Here is a 19,696-nt window from a genome sequence, read left to right on the forward strand (position 1 = left end):
CTGTCCCAGCAGGTCCGCGGACAAATCAGCGACCGGATGCGACACCTCGCCGCCGAGCACGGGATCGCCGTGGTCACCGTCCCCGCCCGCAACACCTCCAAACACTGCCCCCAATGTATAACCCCGCTACAGCACCGTAAAGCCCCGACAAGCGGACCGTCGCGGGGTGGAAGTGGGCCATCTGGCCCAACCAGTCCTGCCGTTGGCAGGGCGACCGCGACCACGGCGCCTGGCGGCGCATCGCCGCCCGCGGACTCACCCACCAGACCAAAACCGTCACCGACAAGACCACCGGCGCCATGGTGATCCGCACGGTCGTCGACGAACTCGAAGCCGCAGCCGTCGTCACCCCCAGCACCTTTAATGCCAGCCGGAGGGACCGGTCGAAGACCGGCCCTACCCGGCCCCGCACCCCACGCCCCGCGCCCAGGCGACGCGGGGCACCCTCCCCCACCCGGCCTCATGGCCGGGCGGGCAAGCGTCCGGAGGGACACGCACCAACGGACCGGCCGAGGCTGCCCCGCGCAGCCCACCGACACCAGGACGTGAACACGATCAGCACACCCACCACCACCGGCCACCGGCCCCGAGGAGCCGCACTGGGCGCAGGATTCCATCTCCACGCCCACGCATCTCCACCACGGTGGGAAACGATCCCGGAAACCCCATCCGACTCAAGATCGCTAAGCTGATCAGGGACGCTGACTCAACTCTTCCTTGCGTCGTAGCAGGGCCGCCCGCCTACGGCGGGCGGTGCGCAGGTTGGCGATGGCCAGAACGCCCAACGCCAGCACCGCGACGATCAACGACGGCGCGAGCTTGTGCCGCAGGGTGGTGATCACCAGCGCACCGACGGTGAACAGCAGCCAGGCGCCCAGTCCGAGCCAGCCGGCGACGACGCGATCCCGGGCGAACATCGGCGTCCTGCGGGTCACGGCCCAGCCGCCGAAAGCCGCCCAGCACAGTCCGATCGCCACCAGTACCGCGCACGCCACCATCGTCCGTGGTGGCAGCCCGGGCTCGGTTGCCCACAGCAACCCGATCAGGCCGCTGCCGGCGAGCCCGGCGAGCGCTAGTGCCACGTATCCGACCTTCTTACGCAGCGACAACGGTGCGTCGAGCCGCTTGAGCAACTCTTCCGGCGTCATGCTTCATACCCCTTCCGCGCCAACTCGCGGCGCAACAACTTCCTTGCCCGGTTGAGCCGCGACTTGATGGTGCCGACCGGCACAGCGCAGATCTGTGCGCACACCTCAAGCGGGAGGTCCTCGAGATAGAACAGCAGCAGCACCTCCCGTTCCCTGGCCGGAAGCGCCGCCAACGCGCCACCGAGCAGTTCCCGATCGACCACCGCTTCCGCCTCGTCGGCTCCCGGCACGTCGTCGACCGGCTCGGGCTCCGGGCGTGCGTAGACGTCACGCAGTCGGTTCATCACCGCCCGGCGAGCGATGGTGAAGAGCCAGGGGGCGAACCGGTCCGGCTGCCGCAGTCGCGGCAGCCCCTTGAAGACCGCCAGCCACACCTCCTGCACCACATCGTCGTCGGGCCCGGTCAGCATCCGCCCGACGTACCGCTCGATCGCCGGATGCCAGGCCCGTACCAGTTCGGCGAAGGCCTCACGTTCGCCCAGCTGGCAGCGAACAACCAACAACTCATCGGCCATCTGCCCTCCTTTGCCTGTTCAGTCGCGGCTCGCGGCGTCCAGGTTCACTGCTCGTCCAGGGCCGTCCGAACCGTGCCGGGCCGAAGCGGGAGGTGGCAACTTCTGGCGGCCCTACCGGGACTCGGGGGAAGGCGCACGCCAACTCAGACCGGGTCGTCCATCGAAGCCTGCCAATCGGGCACTAGAAAGGCAGTGAGCATTTATAGACTTTGAAGTCGACAAGCCGGGAAGGGTGATCGTGGCCGACGAGAAACCGGAGCCGGGACGCCGTCTGCCTCGGGCCCAGCGGCGGGAACAGATCCTCGCCGCGGCGACCGAAGCGTTCGCCCGGTCCGGTTTCGCGGCGACGGGCCTGGACGAGATCGCCACCGAGGCCGGGATCACGAGGATGATCCTCTACCGGCATTTCGACTCCAAGACCGACCTGTACCAGGCGGTTCTTGACCGGATGTGCGCCCGGCTGGACGCCCACGTCGAAGAGCCCGTCGGTGGGTTCACCGACGCCAGCACCGACGGCCTCCTTCAGGCGGCGGTCGAGTCCCCAGCCGGGTTCCGGCTGCTGTTTCAGCACGCCCTGCGCGAACCGGAGTTCAACGAGCGCATCGAGAAGTTCCGTGGCGGCATCACCGCCGCCGCGTACCTGCAGATCTCGGCGGTCGTACCCGACGCGGCGCTGGCGCGCTGGGCCGCCCAGCTCGCCCCGGTGGTGGCGATCGAGGCGATCATCGCCTGGCTCGACGCCGGGCAGCCCGACCCCGCCAGAGCCGCCGCCCGGGTCCGCCAGACGGTCACGGAAGTGATCGGCGCTGCCGTCTCCTCGGATGTGGATCGCACCCTTCTCCACCCCGCCAATGTGGAAGGACCACCGTCATGAGCAGCACCGCCAAGGGGAATACCGGTGAGACCCCGGCCGCGAAGCAGCGGCGAGTCTGGGACAGGGCCGCACCCAGCTACGACAGGCAGATCGTTCTCCTGGAGCGGATCCAGTTCGGTGGCGGCCGGGAGTGGCTGGGCGCCCGTGCCCGCGGTCGGGTGCTGGAGGTCGCCATCGGCACCGGCCGGAACCTGCCGCACTATCCCGCCGAGGCGACGCTTACCGGGATCGAACTGAGCCCGGCGATGCTGGGCATCGCTCGGCAGCGCGCCGCCGACCTCGGCCGTTCGGTCGACCTGCACGAGGGCGACGCCGAGCGCCTGCCGTTCGACGACGCGTCGTTCGACACTGTGGTCTGCGCCCTGTCGCTGTGCGCCATCCCGCACCCGGTGAAGGCTATCGGCGAGATGAAGCGCGTCCTCGTACCTGGCGGCAGGCTGCTCCTGCTCGACCACATCGGCAGCACCTGGCCACCGGTCTATGCCGCCCAGTGGCTCCTTGAACGGGTCACCATTCGCGCGGCCGGCGAGCACTTCACCCGCCGCCAGCTACCCCTCCTGCGGGCCGCGGGCTTCGAGATCGTCGAGACAGAAAGGCTGAAGGCCGGCACCGTCGAACGCGTCCACGCGGTCAAGCCCAACTGATCCGCTGCCGCAACAAGGACTGCTCGGCCGGGTTGGCGGTCAACTCCAGCGCCCGCCTGTCCGCGTCGTGTGCCTCGTCGGGGCGGCCGAGGTCGCGGAGCAGTGCAGCCCGGGTGGCGTGCCACAGGTGATAGCCGTTGAGGGCCTGGCGGAGTTCGTCGACTGCCGCCAGCGCCACATCCGGCCCGGCCACGTACCGCAGGGCGACGGCCCGGTGCAGTTTGGTGACCGGCGACGGTGCGAGCCGGTCGAGCATCGTGTAGAGGATCAGGATCTGCTGCCAGTCGGTGTCCTCCCACCGGCCGGCCTCGGCGTGCACCGCGACGATCGCGGCCTGCAGCTGATAGGGGCCGGGCTTCTTGAGGCTTGCGGCCTTGGCGATCAGCCGGGCCGCATCGACGATGACGTCCCGGTCCCACCGGCTTCGGTCCTGGTCGGGCAGTTGGATGATCTGGCCGTCCGGGGTGAAGCGGGCGGCTTCGCGGGCACGGTGCAACCGGATCAACGCGAGCAGGCCGAGCACCTCTGGCTCGTTCGGCATCAGCCCGGCGAGCAGGGTGGCCAGGAACTCGGCATCCGCAGCAAGGTGCTGCGCTTGAGCGCGCTGACCGCTGGTTGGTAGGTAGGCCTCGTTGAACAGCAGATACACCACCGTCAGCACCTCGACCAGGCGTGCACCGAGTTCGTCGGCGGCGGGGATCCGGTATGGGATGCCCGCGTCGCTGATCTTCCGCTTGGCGCGGGTGATCCGCTGCGCCACCGTGGTCTCGGGAATGAGGAACGCTTTGGCGATCTGCGCGGTGGTCAGACCGCAGGCAACCCGGAGCGTGAGGGCGACCTGGGCGGTGCGGGGCAGCGCGGGGTGGCAGCAGGTGAAGATCAGCCGTAGCCGGTCGTCCGGCACCGGTTGCGGCAGCCACGCGGCCAGCGCCAGCTTGTCCCGGAAGCGGGCGTCGCGGCGCAGCGCGTCCAGGCCCCGGCGGCGGGCGACCGTGTAGAGCCAGCCGTCCGGGTTGGCCGGGATGCCCTCGATCGGCCAGTGCTGCAGCGCTGCCTCGACCGCGTCCTGGACGAGGTCCTCTGCGGCGGAGAAGTCACCGATCAGCGACACGAGGGAGGCGGCGAGTCGGCCCGCGTGCTCGCGCACCACGCGGGCCAACTCCACCCCGGCATCCCGACTCATCCTGCGATCGGGCGGATCTCCACCAGTGGGCACGCCGGCCACGACGCGACGATGCGCAACGCCTCGTCCAGGTCGGCGACGTCGATCTCGGCGAAACCGGAGATCACTTCCTTGCCCTCCACGAACGGCCCGTCGGTGATCACCGGCTCGGCCTGGTCGAGCCGGACGGTGGTGGCGGTGTGGGCGGGCATCAGGTGCGTGTGCGAGGTGATCTTGTCGGCGTTGCAGGTGAACCACTGCCGCACCCGCCCGTAGGCCCGCTCGCGTTCGGTCTCGTCCATCGCGGCCAGGTCGGCGGCGAACTGCTCGGTTTCGGCGAACATCAGCACGTACTTCACGGCTCTCACCTTCTCAGCTGTGGCCGGGCAGCGGACAGTACAGGTCGATGCCGTTGCCGTCCGGGTCCAGCACGGTGGCGTAGCGGTGACCCCAGAAGGCGTCCCACGGCTCCCGCGCCCCGGTGTATCCGGCCCCGCTGAGCTCGGCGTACTTGGCGTCGACGTCGGCCGGGCTGTCGAGCCGGAACGCCAGGAAGACCGGTGGGCTACCCGCGCCACGGGTCCAACCTGGGCGGGCCATCGCGGCGAACTTCTCCTCGTTCAGCATCAGATGCAGCCCATTCGGCAGGTCGCATCCGGCGTGCTCGGCGTAGCTCGGGTCAACCTGGAACTCCAGGCCCAGCCGCCGGTAGAACCCGATCGCGGCGGCGATGTCCGCGACGACGATGTCCAGGCTGTCCATGACCGGTTTCATGATCTACTCCCGTCGGTCTCGTTGAGGTGCTGTCACCTGCTAGACGACCGGCGGGACGTCGGATACGACACCGCCTCAAGATCTTTTGTGCTGGCCGGCACGGGGGTACGCACGGCGGTTCAGCCGGGTTGACGACGGCAGCATGAACGCCCCGACCCCCTCCCCCGCCCCGCCACTTGCTGAGCCCTAGTGTTCGGCACACCCCAAATGCCGGAGATAGGAGGGAGAAAGCCGATAATATGCTGTCCATCCTCACCTGAGCAGCCCGGTTCTGGGCGGCGGCACGCCTGGCGAGCAGGAGGTCGGCGCGGTGGTCGTGCTGCGATCGGCGTCCGTACGCCTCCTGGCGCTCCTTACCCTGACCACGCTTCCGCCGATCCTGGAGGCGGTGCTGTCGAGCCGCTTCGGCCTCCGGTCCGCGGTGGGGCTGGCTCCGCAGGCGAGCGCGCCAGTGCCCTTCGCGACCTTTCACGACCTGCGCTGGATCTCCGTCTATCACGACTCGTGGCCGCAGTTCACGGGCGAACTGATCGCCACGGTGGTCGGACGCGGTGTGTGGACCGCAGCCATCGTGCAGGTCGCCTGGCCGCCGCAAGCGGGACGGCGCCCGGCGGTGGGCAGGGCATTGCTCACCGGCATCGCGGGCATCGCCGTCCTGGCCGTTGTCATGCTGCCCTGGGCCGCGCTCTCGGTGGCACTCGCCGCGACCTCGCTGTCCTGGCTCTTCATTGCCGATGTGGGTGTGGTTTTCGTGCTCGTCCTCGTCGGACAGCGGGCCGGCCTGGTGCCCGACTGGTGGCGGGGGCTACCGCCGCCGGCCGCCGTGCTCTGGGCCGTGGTGTCGTTCCTGATCCTGACCATTGCCTCCGTGCTCATGTCCGCCGCGCCGGGCCCGTTGCCCATCGTGCTGGCCGCCCTCGCCGGCGTCGTGAACGGCTGGCTCTGGCGGCGCCTGCTCGCGGCGGTGCTGACGGCACGCGTCGTGCTGGTCCGGGTCCCGGTCGCCCCGTTGGTCGCCGTCGGGCTGCTGCTCGGCATCGCCCCGGCCGGGTTCCTGGCCAGAACCGCTGCCCAGGTCGCCGGGCAACCGCCGCCCCCACTGGCTATCGGCCCCGGCGGCAGGCCGCCTCAGGCACTCATCTTCGTGGGTGGCTACGACTCCGTCGGCGACGGCGCGCCAGTCGGCGGCGGCCAGCAGATCGCCGACAGCATCCCGTTCGAAGTATTCTCCTACGCCGGCCTCGACTCCGGCGGGCGGCCGCTGCCGTATCGGGCGCAGCAAACCCAGCAGTCGCTGGAGAGCAGCGCGAAACTGCTCGACGCACAGGTCGCCGAGGTGCACAACCGCACCGGTCAGCCGGTGGCCCTGCTCGCGGAGAGTGAGGGAGCCCTCGTCGTCCGCACCTACCTGGCAACGCGCCCGCACCCGGCCGTGGCCGCGGTCATCCTGCTCAGCCCCGTGCCCAACCCATCCGCAGCCGCCTTCCCACCGTCCGGCGACGGACGCGGTTGGGGACTGGCCGCAGGCGCGCAGCTGCGGGCGATCCTGACGGTCGCCAGGTGGTCCAGCGGCCTGCCGATCAGCACCGACGAACCGCTCATCCACTCGCTCCTGGGTAACCCACAGCGCTACCGCGATCAGATGTTCTGTCCGGTCCCGGGGGTACGCACGGTGGCATTCGTGACGCTCAGCGATGCCCTCGCCGATCGGCCGGGCAACCCGTTGGGCGTGCCGTTCGTCCTGGTGGTCGCCTTGCACGGGGACGCGTTCGACCGCAGCCGGGTGCAGCAGGGACTCGTCGCGTTTCTCCATGGTGAGACACCGCGGCCGACGGGCGCGGAGCTGTACCGGATCCTGCGGGGCGCGGCGGTCGCCTGGCAGGCGCCGCCGCTCCGACTTTCGCTCATCCCGCCCGGACCGGCCGGATACGAGATACCGCGCTGCCACGGCTGAACTTCCGAGACGGGCGTCCCCGCCCATCCGGCGCCAGGCACCGGCCGACGCCTCGCCTGGACCGGTGAGTGCTGCCGTCACCTACCGTCGGCGCGCACTTACGGCCGCCCGGCGGGACGGGATACACCGGGGTGACCGCTCGCCGGAGCGGTCGCTGCCTGCCCGGAAGGGGGTCGAGCACGGTGCTGGTGCCCCCGGCGTGGGTCACGGGACAGCCACCTGACACGTCGCGGACCCGCGCGCCCACCTGCCTCGGCCTGATCAAGTGGGAGCAGATGGTCTTTCTCGGCAGCCCCGAATATGGCGTGAACTTCGCCCCGATGGACTTCGTCAAGTTCGCCGAAGCCTGCGGTGCCACGGGCGTCCGCATTGCGGACCCGGCCCGCTGTCCCGATCAGATGAAGCGGGCGCTGGCTGCCAGCGGCCCGGTCATCGTCGAGTGCGTGGTGGACCCGCACGAACCCCCGATGCCGGCGCGGATCAAGAAGGACCAGGTCAAGAAACTGGCGGCAGCACTTCGCGCCGGTACACCCAACCGCAACCGCATCGCCCTGCAGATGGTCAAGGACATCCTCGACGAATCCAGCTTCGAGGCCAGCCCGGGCCGCATCGTGCCCGACCGGCTCGGTCAGGCTCTGTCCGGTTCCGCGCGCCGGCTGCGCGACCGCGCCGACGACCAAGACCAGGCATGAGCGAAGGCCGGGGCCGGCAGAGACTGCTCATCAGCGCGCTCACCGTCACCGCGGCCGGCACCGACGCACTCAGCTACCTCGGTCTCGGCCACGTCTTCCCCGCCAACATGACCGGCAACACCGTCCTGCTCGGCCTCGGCGCGGCCACCGGTGACTGGCCCGCCGTCAGTCGATCCGCGACCGCGCTGTGTGCGTACGTGCTGGCCGCAGTGGCCCTCGGCGCCGCCGTGCCCGACAGGCCCGGTCCGCACCACATCCGTACGGCGTTTCTCATCGAGGTGTGCCTGCTGGTGGCCACGGCGGTGTGGTGGAACCTGCTGACCGGCCGCCCAACCGGTGCGCCGCGATACGGGCTCATCGCCCTTGCCGGCACCGCCATGGGGATGCAGAGCGCCATCGCCGCCCGGCTCCGCTTACCCGGTGTCACCACCACCTACATAACGGGCACCTGGACCGGGCTCAGTATGGGCATCGGCGAGCTGCTACGCCGCGACCGCAGCCGGTCCCTTGACCGGCAGATAGCGCGGAGCCTCGTCGTCACCTGGTATCCCGCCGCCGCGTTCGCCACTGCCGCCGCCTACACCGCCTGGCACAACTTGGCCGCCCTGATACCGGCGATGACCGTCGTCCTCTCCGGGTTGATTTACCGAGGCCGCCTTGGCAGGTCAGCCAGCTAACCGTCCACGTATCGCGCCGGCTCAAGTTCAGGCAGGCTTTTCCGGCTCTCGTCCGATCACTTGGCCTCGGTGGGCAGCGCCGTCAGCTCGAACCGGGCGGCCAGGTCCGGCAGGATGCGATCCAGGGCGTTCACCGTGCCCTGCCGGTTCCCGCCGCCGTCGTGCAGCAGCACCACCGCGCCCGGTCCGGTCCTGCTCATCACCATCGAGGCGATGCGGTCAGCCCCGGGTGCCTGCCAGTCCGAGGGGTCCACGCTCCAGTGCAGCGACGTCATGCCCAACTCGTGCGCCACCGACACCAGCGGGTAGGTCCATACGCCGCCCGGCTGGCGGAACCACACGATCGGCGCGTCGGGAACCGCCGCCCGGATCGCCGCATTGGTCCGCAGCAGGTCGGCCCGGATGTCCTTGGGCGATCGGTTGCCAAGGGAGATGTTGTGATTCCAGGAGTGGTTGCACAGGGTGTGCCCGTCGGCCACGATCGCCCGAACCAGATCGGGGTGCTTCTGCGCGTTCTCCCCCACCAGGCAGAAGGTTGCTCGGACCTCGAACCGCCGCAGCACGGCAAGGACCTGCGGGGTGAATTGAGGGTCGGGCCCGTCGTCGAAGGTGAGCGCGATCCGGCGGGTGCCGGTGGTGGCGTGGGCACCGAAGAGACCGGCACCGGCGGCGTTCCGCGTCGCGCCGTCCTGCCCGGCATCGAGTGGGCTCGCGCTGTGGTCGCGCGTCGCCGGGCCAGCCGATCCGGCCTCGGGCTGGTCGGCGTGCTGCGCGCCGCCCGGGTCACCGGCAGCCCGGGTGGCGTTGTGCCCTAGCTGGTCCAGCCCCAAGGCCCGCCCCATCGCGTACGACGAGACGAGCAGGGCCGCTACCACCAGGGCGAGGACTACCGTGGGGCGTCTGGACGGTCCTGTCCACGTCATCGGAACAGCCCGCCGCAGTGCCCGCGCGGGCCCGCCCCGCTGAGATCCTCAGGCCGCACCTCTTCCTCCCTCCCACACCCTGGAATTGCAGCCTATGGCCGGGGCTGCGGCACTTGATCCCCAATATGGCAAAAAGGGTTATCTGGGGGTTCCCTCGCTTGTCCTGCTGGCATCAGGCAGGCATGCCAGCGCAGAATTGGCGGCCGTACCCGGGTGCGTAGGAAGCTCCGGGTGAAACTGGTCCATCGGTTGATCATCGCGGCCACGGCGCTGCTCGGGCTCTGGGCCGGCCTGGCGTATGAGGTGTCGCAGCCACCGGACGCGGCCGGCTATGCGCATCGGCCAGCAAGCTCTCGGCGACCGTATCGGCGGTGTCCTCGGCCGCTGGATGGCCAGTTCCGCCCGCCGACTCGCGCCACAACCGCATCCCGGGAGCAGACGATGCCAGCTGACCAGCCCGACGTCCCACTGCGAGCCGGTGCTCTCCTGCGACAGCCCGTTCGCGACCTGGCAGGTCGGATCATCGGACGGGTCGCCGACATTGAAACCACCCGTGTCAGCGACGGCCGCGAACGGGTGACCGCTCTCGTCGTCACCGCCGGGCGATGGGGGCGCCTGCTCGGCTATGAACGCCACGAAACCCGGGGCCCGTGGCTGCTCGAGCGCCTCGCCCGCATCGTGCTGCGCCGCCACCTGACCCGCGTGCCCCGGCAGGACGCACGCTTCCCCTGAGACAGGCGGGACGGCGACGGCACCAATCTCACGAAAACCTGTCCGCCTCTTTCATTGCCTCGTCGTACTCCTTGTTGGCAATATTCAGCTTCTCCTTGAGTTTGCGTACGGCTTCGCGGCGCGTCTCGGTCGTATTGCCAGGATTCACCTCTTCCAACAACGCCCTCACCGAAGGCGTGTTCATGGCTGGAGTGAACGGTTTATTGGGATCCAGGAGATGCTCGACACGGTCGAGCGCCATCGAGATCGTTCTCGCCCTCTCAAGGGCTTGCAGCAGCCTGTACTGCGCTTTCTGCTCCTCGGGGCTGAGTTCTACTTCGTCTGAATCTGAGTCCATGACCACTCATCCTTTCCGTGAGGACTATTCGCCGGCCGAAGCGGTTGAGCCGTCGTCTCACTTTAGAGCTTTTGACCGGGCCCGCATGACGACATCCTGACGACGAATGAAGGCGGGCAGCAGCGCAACGCTCGACGGCCAGACATCACGCCGAATCAGCCGTCCCCGGTTGGGTCGGGCCGAAGCACCGCCCCAGGCTTTCGAACGGACTCGGCCCACCCTCCGAACCGGACAGGCAAGCCCGTTGCATCCGGCCCTCCAGACTCACGCCGGCTGGATCGGGCGACGCATCGGAGGCACCCACGGGTGTAAACCACGCTGCGGCTTTACCTGATTGCCTGAGATTCATCTGCACGGACAGGTCCAGATCACTGCCGACAATACCGAATCAGTTGATGTTCACCGATCAATAGCATCGAGTGCCATGAAGCTTCGGATCGTCCTCGCGTTGGCCGCACTCGCCACCCTGCTCTACACCGTCGGCGCACCACATCAGCACGGCGGCTGACCCGGCTCAAGATGAGGCCCTCCATCGACCTGCTGCTCGTCGCTTCCACCACGCTGCACTCGACCATCGGCACTCCCCTCGACGAGGCCGGATAAGCCGATGTCCGTACTTCTTGTCGGCCCCGTCCTCGTCGGCCTGGCCGCCGGATACCTCACCGGCGGCCGGCTGCGCCGCCTCGCCGACCAGCCACTGCGGGGCATCTGGCTGCTGTACGCCGCCGCGCTCGGACAACTGCTCACCCACGTACCGCCGGGCTCCCGACTCCTCTCCGCCGCCGCCCAACGGTGGCTGACCGCCCTGGTGTTCACCACCGTCGGCATCGCGTTACTGATCAACCTCCCCCGCCTGTCCCGCCCAGCCCGCGCCGGCATCGCCGTCGCCCTCGCCGGCGCGGCGTTGAACGCGGCCACGATCCTGCCGAACGGCCACATGCCGGTCGCACCAGCCGCACTGCACCACCTCGGCGCCGCCCCGACCGACACCACCCTGGATCCCCACCACACGGTCGGCACCACGGCGACCCGGCTCGCCGCACTCGGCGACACCCTGCCCGTGCCGTGGCTGAACGTGGTGATCAGCGTCGGCGACATCGTCCTGATGGCGGGCATCGCCCTGCTCGTCGCCGCCCTCATGCACCAGAGCCGCCCCCGGACCACGCCGGCGACGCTGGCCCAAGATTGATGTCGAGCCCGTCCGCTCCAACCTGCGGACACTCCGGCCCTTCGGCAGACCGATCTTGGCCCGTCGGGGTGTGGCATTGTGAGTCGAATGGAGCCGGACCCAGCCACCGGGGAGCACCGGACGCTGACGCCCCAGCCTGTGCGCGTCGGGCTGGGGGTGCTGCGCGACTACCGGCCGACGGTCGCTCGGGTGCGTGCGCTGCTACGCAACATGGTCACCTCTTTCGTGGTGCTCAGCACGACGCTGTGGCTGCTGCCGGGCGTGACGGCGAGCGGCTTGGTCGCGACCCTGTGGCTGGTCGGGCTGATCGCCGCGATCGGCGCGGTGCTACGGCCGCTGCTGTTCGCCCTGGCCACCGCGCTCGGCGGGCTCGGCGCTCTGGCCATCGGCGTGTCCGTACAGGCCGTCGTCATGTATGTCGCGCTGCGGCTGGATCCGAAGGCAGACGTGGCGGGGTTCGCCGATGCCTTCGCCGCCGCCTGGCTCGCCGTGGCGCTCGCGGCGGTGGTGAACTGGCTCGCTGACGCCGGAACGGACGACGCGTTCGTCAGCGAGATGCTGTGGGTGATGGCCCGGGTGCGGCGCAGGCGGGAGCGGCGCCCCGCCCGGCGGCAACGACGGCGGCGAGGTGACGCCCCGGCGGAGGCGCCCGCCCAGCAGGCAGCCGACGGCCTGCTCATCATCCAACTCGACGGGGTGGCCGCGCCGCTGGTGTGGTGGGCCATCCGCGCCGGCAACCTGCCCACGGTCGGCCGGTGGCTACGCTCGGGCAGCCACCGGATGACCCGCTGGCACACCGGGCTTCCGGCCACGACGCCGGCAGCCCAGGCGGGCCTGTTGTACGGCGACACTCGGCGGGTGCCGGCCTATCGCTGGTACGAGAAGGCGACAGTGAGCGACAGCGGGGCACGCTCCGCGGGCCGCATGGTGGTGACCAGCCGACCGCGCGACGCCGCCGAGATCGAGCAGCGCCTGTCCACCGGACAGGGTCTGCTGCGGGACGGCGGGGTCAGCATCAGCACCGCCTTCTCCGGCGACGCCCCGACCAGCCTGCTCACGGTGAGCCGCGCGGGACTGCCCGGACGATCCACCCGGGGATACGCGGTGTTCATGGCCAGCCCGTACGGTTTCGCGCGAGCCGTGGTGCGCGGGGCCGGGCAGGTGCTTCGCGAGCTGTACGAGGCGCGGCGGCAGCGGCTGCGCGACATCCAGCCCCGGGGACGGCGCCGAGGTTCGTACCTGGCGCTGCGCCCGATGGCGAGCCTGCTCAGCGACCTGAACGTGTCGCTCATCGCCGAGCAGATGGCCGGCGGGACACCGGTCATCTTCTGCGACTTCCTGGACTACGACGAGGTGGCCCACCACGCCGGGCCGGCGCGCCCGCAGGCGATGGCGGTCCTCGAGGCGCTCGATCAGACGCTCGGCATCCTGCAGCGTCTGGCGGCTGAGGCGACGCGGGACTACCACATCGTGGTGTTGAGCGACCACGGGCAGAGTCAGGGCGCCACGTTCCGCCAACGACACGGCGAGTCGTTGACGGAGCTGGTCGCCCGCCTTGCCGCACACCCGGTGCGGGAGGTCGCGCCCGGCGGCCGGCTGGCGCCCACCGTCCCGACCCAACCCGCGACGACCGCCGAGGCCGCCGATCCCGTCGAGTCGTGGGGCCGGGTGAACACGCTGCTCACCGAGGTCGGCGGCCGGGGCGGGGCGACCGGCACGGCGGCTCGGCTGGCCCTGCGGTCCAGGAGGGATGGGGGCGAGGTCAGCCTGGGGCCGGCCGACCGGGAGAAGGCGGCCACCGCTGCCGATCCGGAGGCCGTGGTGGTGGCATCGGGCAACCTGGCGATGATCTACCTGCCCCGTCATCCGGGACGGCTGTCCCGCGAGCGGATCGAAGCCGCCGTCCCGGGGCTGATCGACGGCCTGGCCGCGCACCCCGGCATCGGGCTGGTCGTGGTCGACTCCGCCGCCGGACCGCTGGCGATCGGGAGCCGGGGCTGCCACCGGCTGCGGGACGGGCAGATCGACGGCGACGATCCACTTGCCCCGTACGGCCCCCGGGCACGCCACGACCTGCTACGCCATCAGGCGATGGACCACGTCGGCGACCTCGTGGTGATCAGCGCCGTGGAGCCGGGCCTGGAGGAGGTCGCGGCCTTCGAGGAGTTGGTGGGGTGCCACGGCGGGCTCGGCGGCTGGCAGACCGAGGCCCTGCTCATCCATCCGGCCGGCTGGCCGCAGGAGGGCGAGCTGGTCGGCCCGGACGACGTACATCGTCAGTTGCTCGGCTGGCTGCGGCGGCTCGGCCTGCGGCGGGCCGACGACGTCGGCACGCCGGACGGGGCGGGCAACGAGCCGGACTTCGACCGGGACCACGACCGACGCCACGAGCCGGCCGCGTAGCGCGGGCGACGCGGCCTACGGGGTCAACGGATCGTCCGGCAGTCGCCGGCGCCGGCTGAGCCAACCCAGTGCCTGGGTGACCAGCACGACGAGCAGGACCGCGGCGACGACGCTCTGCCACGGCTGCGGGAAGACCGCCCGGCCGAGGACCCCGATCGAGGCGTAGAGCACCGCCCACAGCAGGCTGGCCGGCGCGTTGGCGACGGCGAAACGCCGCCAGGCCAGCCCTGCCACGGCTGCGGCCAGCAGCACCGGGATCCGGCCACCGGGGATGAGCCGGGACACCAGCAGCGTCGAGACGTGGCCCTCGCGCACGCGGGCCGAGACCTGGCCGACCCGCTGCCGTCCGCGCAGGCCGGGTAGCCACCGGGCGACCCGCTCGCCGCCCCAGCCGAGCATGCCGTACGTCGCGAGGTCGCCGACGTACGCGCCGACGGCGCCGGCGATCACGACCAGGACCACGGTCACCGGATGCTGGTGGGCGGCGAGTGCCGCGGCGCCGCTGACCGCCGCGCCGGTCGGCACCACCGGGACCACGGAGCCGAACAGCACCACCAGGATCAGCGAGCCCAGCGCGCCGAGCGTGGCCGTCACGGTGGGTCCGCACAGAACGACTCGCCCGGCCGCAGCACGCGCACCTGGGTGGCGGGCGAGACCATCTCCACCTGGCGAGCGAAGTCGTCGCCCGGCCGAGCGAACCGGTCCGGCCGGATCCGGTCGCAACCAACCGGCCAGAAGGTGCCGAAGTGGATGGGTACGGCCCACGCCGGCGCCGCGCGCCGTACCGCTTCGGCGGCCCCCGTCGGATCGAGGTGGCCGGGGCCGAGCGTCGGTCCCCAACCACCGACCGGAATCAGCGCGAGATCGAGGGGCCCGAGGTCGGCCATCTCGTCGAAGAGACCGGTGTCCCCGGCGAACCAGGTTCGCGCGCGGCCTTCGATCAGGTAACCGACGGCGGCTGCCCGGTGCCGGGACCACGGACCCCGGCCGGCGTGGTGGGCGGCGGGGACGGCGGCGACGCCGACGCCGCCGATCGTGAGCCGGTCACCGACCGCGAGTTCCGTGCAGCGCCCGGCGGCCGCCGCGCCGAGCGCCCGCCGGACCAGCCGTGCGGCGCCCGCCGGCACCACCAGCGCGGTGTGCTCGGGCAGCCGGCGCAGCGACGCGAAGTCCAGGTGGTCGGCGTGCAGGTGCGACACGAGTACGGCGTCCGGGGCGGACGGTAGTCGCGGGGTGGGCCCGCGTCGACGGCGCAGATGGGCGAGCCGGTCACGCAGCAGCGGGTCGGTCAGCAGCCGGGTTCCCGAGTCCTCGATCCATACGGTGCTGTGCCCGCACCAGGTCAGCTGCACCACACCGACACCCGCACCGCCTCGGTCACGCCTGCCACCGTATCCGGCCGGGCCGTCGAGCCGCACGGAAGCCGCGGCCGCGCCGTGTTGCTGCTGGTCGTGGGCCCATGTCGCACGGGACCGCGGGGCACCACCGGCGAGCTCACGAAGTCGGCCCCCACCCCTGCTGAACCAGGGTGGGGGGTCGATCTTGTGTCGTCCGGCGCGGTCCCGCCGCGCGTCGCGGACGGGCATCGGTGCCGAGGGGTGCGCCGACCTCGGGCGTGGGCGGGGCCTAGACCAGGGTCACGCCGGGGCGTCCGGCCTCGATGTAGAACCGCTGCGCGTCCCAGGTCGGGGCGTCGGGCCGGGTGACGAACTTGACGTTCCGCAGGGTCGCCGTCGCGCCGGTCGGGGTGAACGTGGTGCGGATGAAGCCACGGTAACCGTCGACGTACCGGATCCACGGACGCTTGAGCCAGTTGTCCTTCGTGGCCTGGTCGCCGGGGCCGTCGCCGGTCGAGGTGATCGACGTGACGATGAACTCTGTGCCCACGATCGCGCTGGTGGGATCCGGAACCGCGAGCAGCGAATCCTGGACGAGCGTCCAGTGCAGGTCCCCGGACAAGATGACCGGGTACACCTGGCGGTCGTGGTACGCGCGGTAGATCCGGTTCCGGGTTGGGCTGTTCTGGTTGACGCCGCCGAGCTGCTGGCCCTGCGCGAACACGTGCCACGTGGCGCCGGTCGAGTTGATGCCGTCGATCAGCCACGCCTCCTGCTCGTTGCCGAGCTTGGAGACCAGCGGGTCGTTGTCGCCGATGCGGTGCTGACGGCTGTCCAGGAGGTCCAGCTGCGCGAGGCTACCGATGGTGAACCGGCGGAAGATCCGCTGGTCGGGGCCGACGGGCGGAGCGCAACGCGTGGGGGTGTTCTCCCACCACGCCTGGTAGCCGGCGGCGCGTCGGGCGAGCTGCTTCTGCCCGCGGTCGATGCCGCCGGCGTAGTCGTTGGTGACCTCGTGGTCGTCCCGGGTGATCGCCCACGGGAACGCGGCGTGCGCCGCCTGCAGGTCAGGGTCCAACTTATACAGGGAGTAGCGCAGCCGGTACTGGTCGACCGTGTTCGTGGCGGCGCGCACCTCATCGGGCACGAAGGTTCCGCCGCGGGGCGCGGCCGCGGTGATCGCGCCCTCGTAGATGTAGTCGCCGAGGTGCACGACGAGGTCGATGTCGTCCTGTGCCAGGTACCGGTACGCCGTGAAGTAGCCGGTCTGCCAGGTCTGACAGGACGCGTGACTGATGGTGAAAGAGTTGACCTGCGCACCGGCGGCTGGCAGGGTCCGCGTACGGCCGACCGGGCTCAACTCTGGCCCGCACCGGAATCGATAGAAGTACCAGCGGTCGGGCGCGAGTCCCTGAACGTCGACGCGGACGCTGTGGTTGTACTCCGGCAGAGCGAACACCTCGCCCTCCCGGACGATCTGGGTGAACGCCTCGTCGTGGGCGACCTGCCAATGGACCGGGACCTTCTTCGGCGGCATGCCGGACCCGACGGCCAGCGGCTCCGGGGCGAGACGGGTCCACAGGATGACTGAGTCGGCCAATGGATCACCGGAGGCCACGCCGAGGGTAAAGGGGTAGCCGGGCAGGTTGCCGATGCCGCCGCCGAGGGCGGCGGTGGCGGCGGTGGGGATGGCAGTGCCGATCGAGGTCGCTGCGGCGACCGCTCCCGACAGGATCAGGAACTGACGCCGGCTCGGCCCGGAAATGGCGGAACGGCCGTCTTCGTGGTGGGACAAGGTGAGCATCCTTGACAGAGGGGGCATCAGGAATGCCCAGGTGTACGCAGCCGCAGACGCTCGTGGATCTTGGTGACGTCTGTGTGGGATGCCAGGGAAGCAGCGGACCAACGGCAGCGGAACATCGGCCACCAGGCGCCTGCCCGGTAAGCCCGGCCCGAACAAGTCGGAACTTCTGGCCGAACGGGATCTTGCGCGCGTCGTCGCATCGATGCCCGACCGGACGGGTACCGGCTTTGACGCGTTGCTGAGGCCGTCGACGCGGTGTCGACTCGTCACGCCGGGTCAGCGGGCGGCCCGGCGGGGCGGCGAGCCCGCCAGCGGCGTGCTGTCCTCGTATCGGACCTCGTAGACGCGCTCGGTGAACCTCCAGCCGTCGCCGGTGCGCCGGTAGCGGTCGTGGTAGATGGCGTAGTTCAGCCCCTGGCGACCGTCGCGGGTACGCCCGAGCTCCGACCTGTACGCGCGGCCGGACGCGGTGTCGCGGTGAACTCCCCGCGCAGCGCCTCGATCTCGACGCGATCCGCGATGGTCTGAAAGTCACTCACTGGTTCCTCCTTGTCATATCGACGTAGTCCTCCTGGGTGACGGTGGCGGACTCGTGCAGGCCGTGCTGAAGCCCGTTGTGGGGGCCGACCGGGTGGCCCGCGTGCTGAACGCCGGGCGGGGCCGGATCACCGCCGCGGTGTCGCTGCAGCCGGCACAGGTCAATGGCTACCCGGCGCTGATCCTCCGGCTCAACGGCGAGATCGACACGGTCATCGCGGCGCGCATCGACGACGGCCTCATCACCGGGCTCTACGCCGTGCGCAATCCCGAGAAGCTGTCCCGTGTCGAGCGGAAGACCGCGGTGAGCCGCTGAGTCCGAAAGACTCCGTCGGCCGCTCTGCCAGGCGGGTCGCGGCGTACAGCCAGACCGGCAGGGAATATCGGTCGCTCCACCGGACGTTCGAGGCTAGCGTGATCGCCATGTTCGGCACCGTCGGCTCTGTGCGGCCCGCAGGTTTCCACCTGCCGGGCGCCGCTGGCGTGTGCGCATGGCTGGCTGATACCCGAGGCTGACCCTCCTCCCGCTGCGGCAGAACCACGGAGGAGGGTGGCCCGGTGCTCCGGCGCTGCCCTTCGAGGCGCGCCGTGGCATGCGGTTCTGGCGCGGTTCCGCGGAGTGGCACCCGCCCGCGTTCGTTTCCCGCCAGTTCGTCTCCAGTGTGGAGTTCATCATGGCCAAGAGCCAGTTCGTGCGCGCGAAGCCGCACCTCAACATCGGCACGATGGGTCACGTCGACCACGGCAAGACGACCCTGACGGCCGCCATCACCAAGGTCCTCGCCGACCGCGACCCCGCCGTCAACCGGTTCGTGTCCTTCGACGGCATCGACCGGGCGCCGGAGGAGGTGGCGCGCGGCATCACCATCAACATCGCGCACGTCGAGTACGAGACCGCGACCCGGCACTACGCCCACGTGGACATGCCCGGCCATGCCGACTTCGTGAAGAACATGATCACGGGGGCGGCGCAGGTCGACGGCGCGATCCTGGTCGTGTCCGCGCTCGACGGGGCGATGCCGCAGACCCGCGAGCACGTGCTGCTCGCTCGGCGGGTCGGTGTGCCCTACCTGGTGGTGGCGATGAACAAGGCCGACGCGGTCGAGGACCCGGAACTGCTCGACCTGGTCGAGCTCGAGGTCCGGGAGCTGGTGTCCGAGTACGGGTTCCCCGGCGACGAGGTGCCCGTCGTGCGGGTCTCGGCGCTGCGGGCTCTCGAGGGCGACCCGCGCTGGGTGTCGTCCGTCGTGGAGCTGCTCGACGCTGTCGACCGGTACGTCCCGGTGCCGCCCCGCGAGCTCGGCGAGCCGTTCCTGATGCCGATCGAGAACGTCATGACGATCTCCGGTCGGGGGACGGTGGTGACCGGCGCGGTCGAGCGGGGCGTCCTGCGGGTCGGCGACGCGGTGGAGGTGGTCGGGCTCGGCCCGACGCTGTCGACCGTGGCGACGGGGCTGGAGACCTTCGGCAAGTCGTTGGCGACCGCCGAGGCCGGGGACAACGCCGCCGTACTGCTGCGCGGGGTCAAGCGCGACCAGGTGCAGCGGGGTCAGGTGGTGGCGCTGCCGGGCAGTGTCACGCCGCACCAGCGGTTCCGGGCCAGGCTCTATGCGCTGACCACGGCCGAGGGCGGGCGCCACACGCCGTTCCTCGCCAACTACCGGCCGCAGTTCTACTTCCGCACGACCGACGTGGTCGGGTCGGTGGACCTCGGCGACGTGACGATGGTCCTGCCGGGCGACACCGTTGACCTGTCGGTGGAGCTGGGCAAGCCGGTCGCGATGGATGTCGGGCTCGGCTTCGCCGTCCGGGAGGGCGGCCGTACGGTCGCCGCCGGCACCGTGACCGAGTTGCTCGACTGAGGTACGTGGAAGGGCTCCTTGCCGACAAGGGGCCCTTCCGCGTACGTCGACGAGGTGCCGTCGAATATCGACGGCCGGCGGCGGGCATCGGCGGCAACGGATGCCCGTCGCCTCCCGTTCCATGAACGTTTA

Annotated in this window: 22 protein-coding genes and 1 pseudogene; 11 read left to right on the forward strand and 12 right to left on the reverse strand. The window is 70.6% G+C overall.

The window, feature by feature from the left end; genetic code table 11:
- The first annotated feature begins 36 nt into the window (after nt 1–36).
- Nucleotides 37–306 (forward strand): hypothetical protein, encoded by a 270-nt coding sequence (locus ACGF4F_RS35445; RefSeq protein WP_393084725.1) that lies wholly within the window; start codon nt 37–39, stop codon nt 304–306.
- Between the two features lie 386 nt (nt 307–692).
- Here ACGF4F_RS35445 and ACGF4F_RS35450 read toward each other — a convergent pair whose 3' ends face one another.
- Together ACGF4F_RS35450 and ACGF4F_RS35455 are read right to left on the reverse strand one after the other, a co-directional pair.
- Nucleotides 693–1,148 carry a hypothetical protein gene (locus ACGF4F_RS35450; RefSeq protein WP_357443211.1) on the reverse strand — a complete coding sequence of 152 codons (456 nt, stop codon included), beginning with the start codon at nt 1,146–1,148 and terminating at the stop codon, nt 693–695.
- Nucleotides 1,145–1,663 (reverse strand): sigma-70 family RNA polymerase sigma factor, encoded by a 519-nt coding sequence (locus tag ACGF4F_RS35455; RefSeq protein ID WP_357443208.1) that lies wholly within the window; start codon nt 1,661–1,663, stop codon nt 1,145–1,147. Before ACGF4F_RS35455 ends, ACGF4F_RS35450 begins: the two co-directional genes overlap by 4 nt.
- A 238-nt stretch (nt 1,664–1,901) precedes the next feature.
- Here ACGF4F_RS35455 and ACGF4F_RS35460 point away from each other — a divergent pair, with 238 nt between their 5' ends.
- A complete protein-coding gene (locus ACGF4F_RS35460; protein WP_393084658.1) occupies nt 1,902–2,537 on the forward strand; it encodes a TetR/AcrR family transcriptional regulator in 636 nt (211 codons plus the stop codon).
- Complete coding sequence (locus ACGF4F_RS35465; RefSeq protein ID WP_357443326.1) at nt 2,534–3,181, forward strand: methyltransferase domain-containing protein; 648 nt, start codon at nt 2,534–2,536, stop codon at nt 3,179–3,181. Before ACGF4F_RS35460 ends, ACGF4F_RS35465 begins: the two co-directional genes overlap by 4 nt.
- Here the strand turns inward: ACGF4F_RS35465 and ACGF4F_RS35470 are convergent.
- The 3 genes from ACGF4F_RS35470 to ACGF4F_RS35480 are packed head-to-tail and all read right to left on the reverse strand — an operon-like array spanning nt 3,168 to nt 5,117.
- On the reverse strand, nt 3,168–4,364 hold the full coding sequence (locus tag ACGF4F_RS35470; protein WP_393084661.1) for an RNA polymerase sigma factor: 1,197 nt from the start codon (nt 4,362–4,364) through the stop codon (nt 3,168–3,170). The two genes, ACGF4F_RS35465 and ACGF4F_RS35470, sit on opposite strands and share 14 nt — an antisense overlap.
- Complete coding sequence (locus ACGF4F_RS35475; protein WP_393084664.1) at nt 4,361–4,702, reverse strand: YciI family protein; 342 nt, start codon at nt 4,700–4,702, stop codon at nt 4,361–4,363. The genes ACGF4F_RS35470 and ACGF4F_RS35475 overlap by 4 nt, the downstream gene beginning before the upstream one ends.
- Before the next feature lie 13 nt (nt 4,703–4,715).
- Complete coding sequence (locus tag ACGF4F_RS35480; protein ID WP_357443201.1) at nt 4,716–5,117, reverse strand: VOC family protein; 402 nt, start codon at nt 5,115–5,117, stop codon at nt 4,716–4,718.
- 310 nt (nt 5,118–5,427) lie between these two features.
- Here ACGF4F_RS35480 and ACGF4F_RS35485 point away from each other — a divergent pair, with 310 nt between their 5' ends.
- From ACGF4F_RS35485 to ACGF4F_RS35495, 3 genes are all read left to right on the forward strand, one after another.
- Entirely contained in the window at nt 5,428–7,071 is a 1,644-nt protein-coding gene (locus ACGF4F_RS35485) for a hypothetical protein (RefSeq protein WP_393084668.1), read from the forward strand.
- Between the two features lie 182 nt (nt 7,072–7,253).
- Nucleotides 7,254–7,763, forward strand: coding sequence for a thiamine pyrophosphate-dependent enzyme (locus ACGF4F_RS35490; RefSeq protein WP_393084671.1), 510 nt, complete (start codon nt 7,254–7,256; stop codon nt 7,761–7,763).
- Entirely contained in the window at nt 7,760–8,440 is a 681-nt protein-coding gene (locus ACGF4F_RS35495; protein ID WP_357443192.1) for a YoaK family protein, read from the forward strand. The genes ACGF4F_RS35490 and ACGF4F_RS35495 overlap by 4 nt, the downstream gene beginning before the upstream one ends.
- 56 nt (nt 8,441–8,496) lie before the next feature.
- On the opposite strand, the gene ACGF4F_RS35500 is transcribed toward ACGF4F_RS35495, so the two are convergent.
- The gene (locus ACGF4F_RS35500) at nt 8,497–9,363 is read right to left on the reverse strand and encodes a polysaccharide deacetylase family protein (RefSeq protein WP_393084674.1); all 867 of its coding nucleotides are present in this window, start codon (nt 9,361–9,363) and stop codon (nt 8,497–8,499) included.
- A gap of 231 nt (nt 9,364–9,594) precedes the next feature.
- Here ACGF4F_RS35500 and ACGF4F_RS35505 point away from each other — a divergent pair, with 231 nt between their 5' ends.
- Nucleotides 9,595–10,095 carry a hypothetical protein gene (locus ACGF4F_RS35505; RefSeq protein WP_393084677.1) on the forward strand — a complete coding sequence of 167 codons (501 nt, stop codon included), beginning with the start codon at nt 9,595–9,597 and terminating at the stop codon, nt 10,093–10,095.
- A 28-nt stretch (nt 10,096–10,123) separates the two neighbouring features.
- Here ACGF4F_RS35505 and ACGF4F_RS35510 read toward each other — a convergent pair whose 3' ends face one another.
- The gene (locus ACGF4F_RS35510) at nt 10,124–10,432 is read right to left on the reverse strand and encodes a hypothetical protein (protein ID WP_357443186.1); all 309 of its coding nucleotides are present in this window, start codon (nt 10,430–10,432) and stop codon (nt 10,124–10,126) included.
- Between the two features lie 607 nt (nt 10,433–11,039).
- Here ACGF4F_RS35510 and ACGF4F_RS35515 point away from each other — a divergent pair.
- Nucleotides 11,040–11,621 (forward strand): DUF5317 family protein, encoded by a 582-nt coding sequence (locus tag ACGF4F_RS35515; protein ID WP_357443184.1) that lies wholly within the window; start codon nt 11,040–11,042, stop codon nt 11,619–11,621.
- 87 nt (nt 11,622–11,708) lie between these two features.
- Entirely contained in the window at nt 11,709–14,024 is a 2,316-nt protein-coding gene (locus ACGF4F_RS35520; protein WP_393084681.1) for an alkaline phosphatase family protein, read from the forward strand.
- Between the two features lie 15 nt (nt 14,025–14,039).
- Here the strand turns inward: ACGF4F_RS35520 and ACGF4F_RS35525 are convergent, their stop codons facing one another.
- The 5 genes and pseudogenes from ACGF4F_RS35525 to ACGF4F_RS35545 form a co-directional block, all read right to left on the reverse strand.
- A complete protein-coding gene (locus tag ACGF4F_RS35525; RefSeq protein ID WP_393084684.1) occupies nt 14,040–14,618 on the reverse strand; it encodes a DedA family protein in 579 nt (192 codons plus the stop codon).
- A complete protein-coding gene (locus ACGF4F_RS35530) occupies nt 14,615–15,379 on the reverse strand; it encodes an MBL fold metallo-hydrolase (protein ID WP_357443177.1) in 765 nt (254 codons plus the stop codon). The genes ACGF4F_RS35525 and ACGF4F_RS35530 overlap by 4 nt, the downstream gene beginning before the upstream one ends.
- Before the next feature lie 271 nt (nt 15,380–15,650).
- The gene (locus tag ACGF4F_RS35535; protein WP_357443174.1) at nt 15,651–17,156 is read right to left on the reverse strand and encodes an alkaline phosphatase D family protein; all 1,506 of its coding nucleotides are present in this window, start codon (nt 17,154–17,156) and stop codon (nt 15,651–15,653) included.
- A 285-nt stretch (nt 17,157–17,441) separates the two neighbouring features.
- Nucleotides 17,442–17,582, reverse strand: a pseudogene (locus ACGF4F_RS35540) (hypothetical protein); the annotation flags it as partial.
- On the reverse strand, nt 17,573–17,704 hold the full coding sequence (locus tag ACGF4F_RS35545; protein ID WP_393084688.1) for a hypothetical protein: 132 nt from the start codon (nt 17,702–17,704) through the stop codon (nt 17,573–17,575). The gene ACGF4F_RS35545 and the pseudogene ACGF4F_RS35540, both read right to left, overlap by 10 nt.
- Before the next feature lie 53 nt (nt 17,705–17,757).
- On the opposite strand from ACGF4F_RS35545, the gene ACGF4F_RS35550 reads away from it, so the two are divergent.
- Together ACGF4F_RS35550 and tuf are read left to right on the forward strand one after the other, a co-directional pair.
- Nucleotides 17,758–18,018, forward strand: a complete 261-nt coding sequence (locus ACGF4F_RS35550) for a hypothetical protein (RefSeq protein WP_357443169.1) — start codon at nt 17,758–17,760, stop codon at nt 18,016–18,018.
- Between the two features lie 358 nt (nt 18,019–18,376).
- Entirely contained in the window at nt 18,377–19,564 is a 1,188-nt protein-coding gene (gene tuf / locus ACGF4F_RS35555) for an elongation factor Tu (RefSeq protein ID WP_393084727.1), read from the forward strand.
- Nucleotides 19,565–19,696 lie beyond the last annotated feature (132 nt).

The sequence above is a fragment of the Micromonospora sp. NPDC047740 genome, assembly GCF_043204735.1.
In the GTDB taxonomy this organism is placed as follows: domain Bacteria; phylum Actinomycetota; class Actinomycetes; order Mycobacteriales; family Micromonosporaceae; genus Micromonospora.

What these genes read in the sequence shown, in the direction of transcription:
- ACGF4F_RS35445 (WP_393084725.1), top strand. Translation starts at nt 37, where the DNA reads ATGCGACACCTCGCCGCCGAGCACGGGATCGCCGTGGTCACCGTCCCC.
- ACGF4F_RS35520 (WP_393084681.1), top strand. Translation starts at nt 11,709, where the DNA reads ATGGAGCCGGACCCAGCCACCGGGGAGCACCGGACGCTGACGCCCCAG.
- ACGF4F_RS35465 (WP_357443326.1), top strand. Translation starts at nt 2,534, where the DNA reads ATGAGCAGCACCGCCAAGGGGAATACCGGTGAGACCCCGGCCGCGAAG.
- ACGF4F_RS35455 (WP_357443208.1), bottom strand. Translation starts at nt 1,663, where the DNA reads ATGGCCGATGAGTTGTTGGTTGTTCGCTGCCAGCTGGGCGAACGTGAG.
- ACGF4F_RS35515 (WP_357443184.1), top strand. Translation starts at nt 11,040, where the DNA reads ATGTCCGTACTTCTTGTCGGCCCCGTCCTCGTCGGCCTGGCCGCCGGA.
- ACGF4F_RS35495 (WP_357443192.1), top strand. Translation starts at nt 7,760, where the DNA reads ATGAGCGAAGGCCGGGGCCGGCAGAGACTGCTCATCAGCGCGCTCACC.
- ACGF4F_RS35510 (WP_357443186.1), bottom strand. Translation starts at nt 10,432, where the DNA reads ATGGACTCAGATTCAGACGAAGTAGAACTCAGCCCCGAGGAGCAGAAA.
- ACGF4F_RS35450 (WP_357443211.1), bottom strand. Translation starts at nt 1,148, where the DNA reads ATGACGCCGGAAGAGTTGCTCAAGCGGCTCGACGCACCGTTGTCGCTG.
- ACGF4F_RS35470 (WP_393084661.1), bottom strand. Translation starts at nt 4,364, where the DNA reads ATGAGTCGGGATGCCGGGGTGGAGTTGGCCCGCGTGGTGCGCGAGCAC.
- ACGF4F_RS35500 (WP_393084674.1), bottom strand. Translation starts at nt 9,363, where the DNA reads ATGACGTGGACAGGACCGTCCAGACGCCCCACGGTAGTCCTCGCCCTG.
- tuf (WP_393084727.1), top strand. Translation starts at nt 18,377, where the DNA reads ATGGCCAAGAGCCAGTTCGTGCGCGCGAAGCCGCACCTCAACATCGGC.
- ACGF4F_RS35480 (WP_357443201.1), bottom strand. Translation starts at nt 5,117, where the DNA reads ATGAAACCGGTCATGGACAGCCTGGACATCGTCGTCGCGGACATCGCC.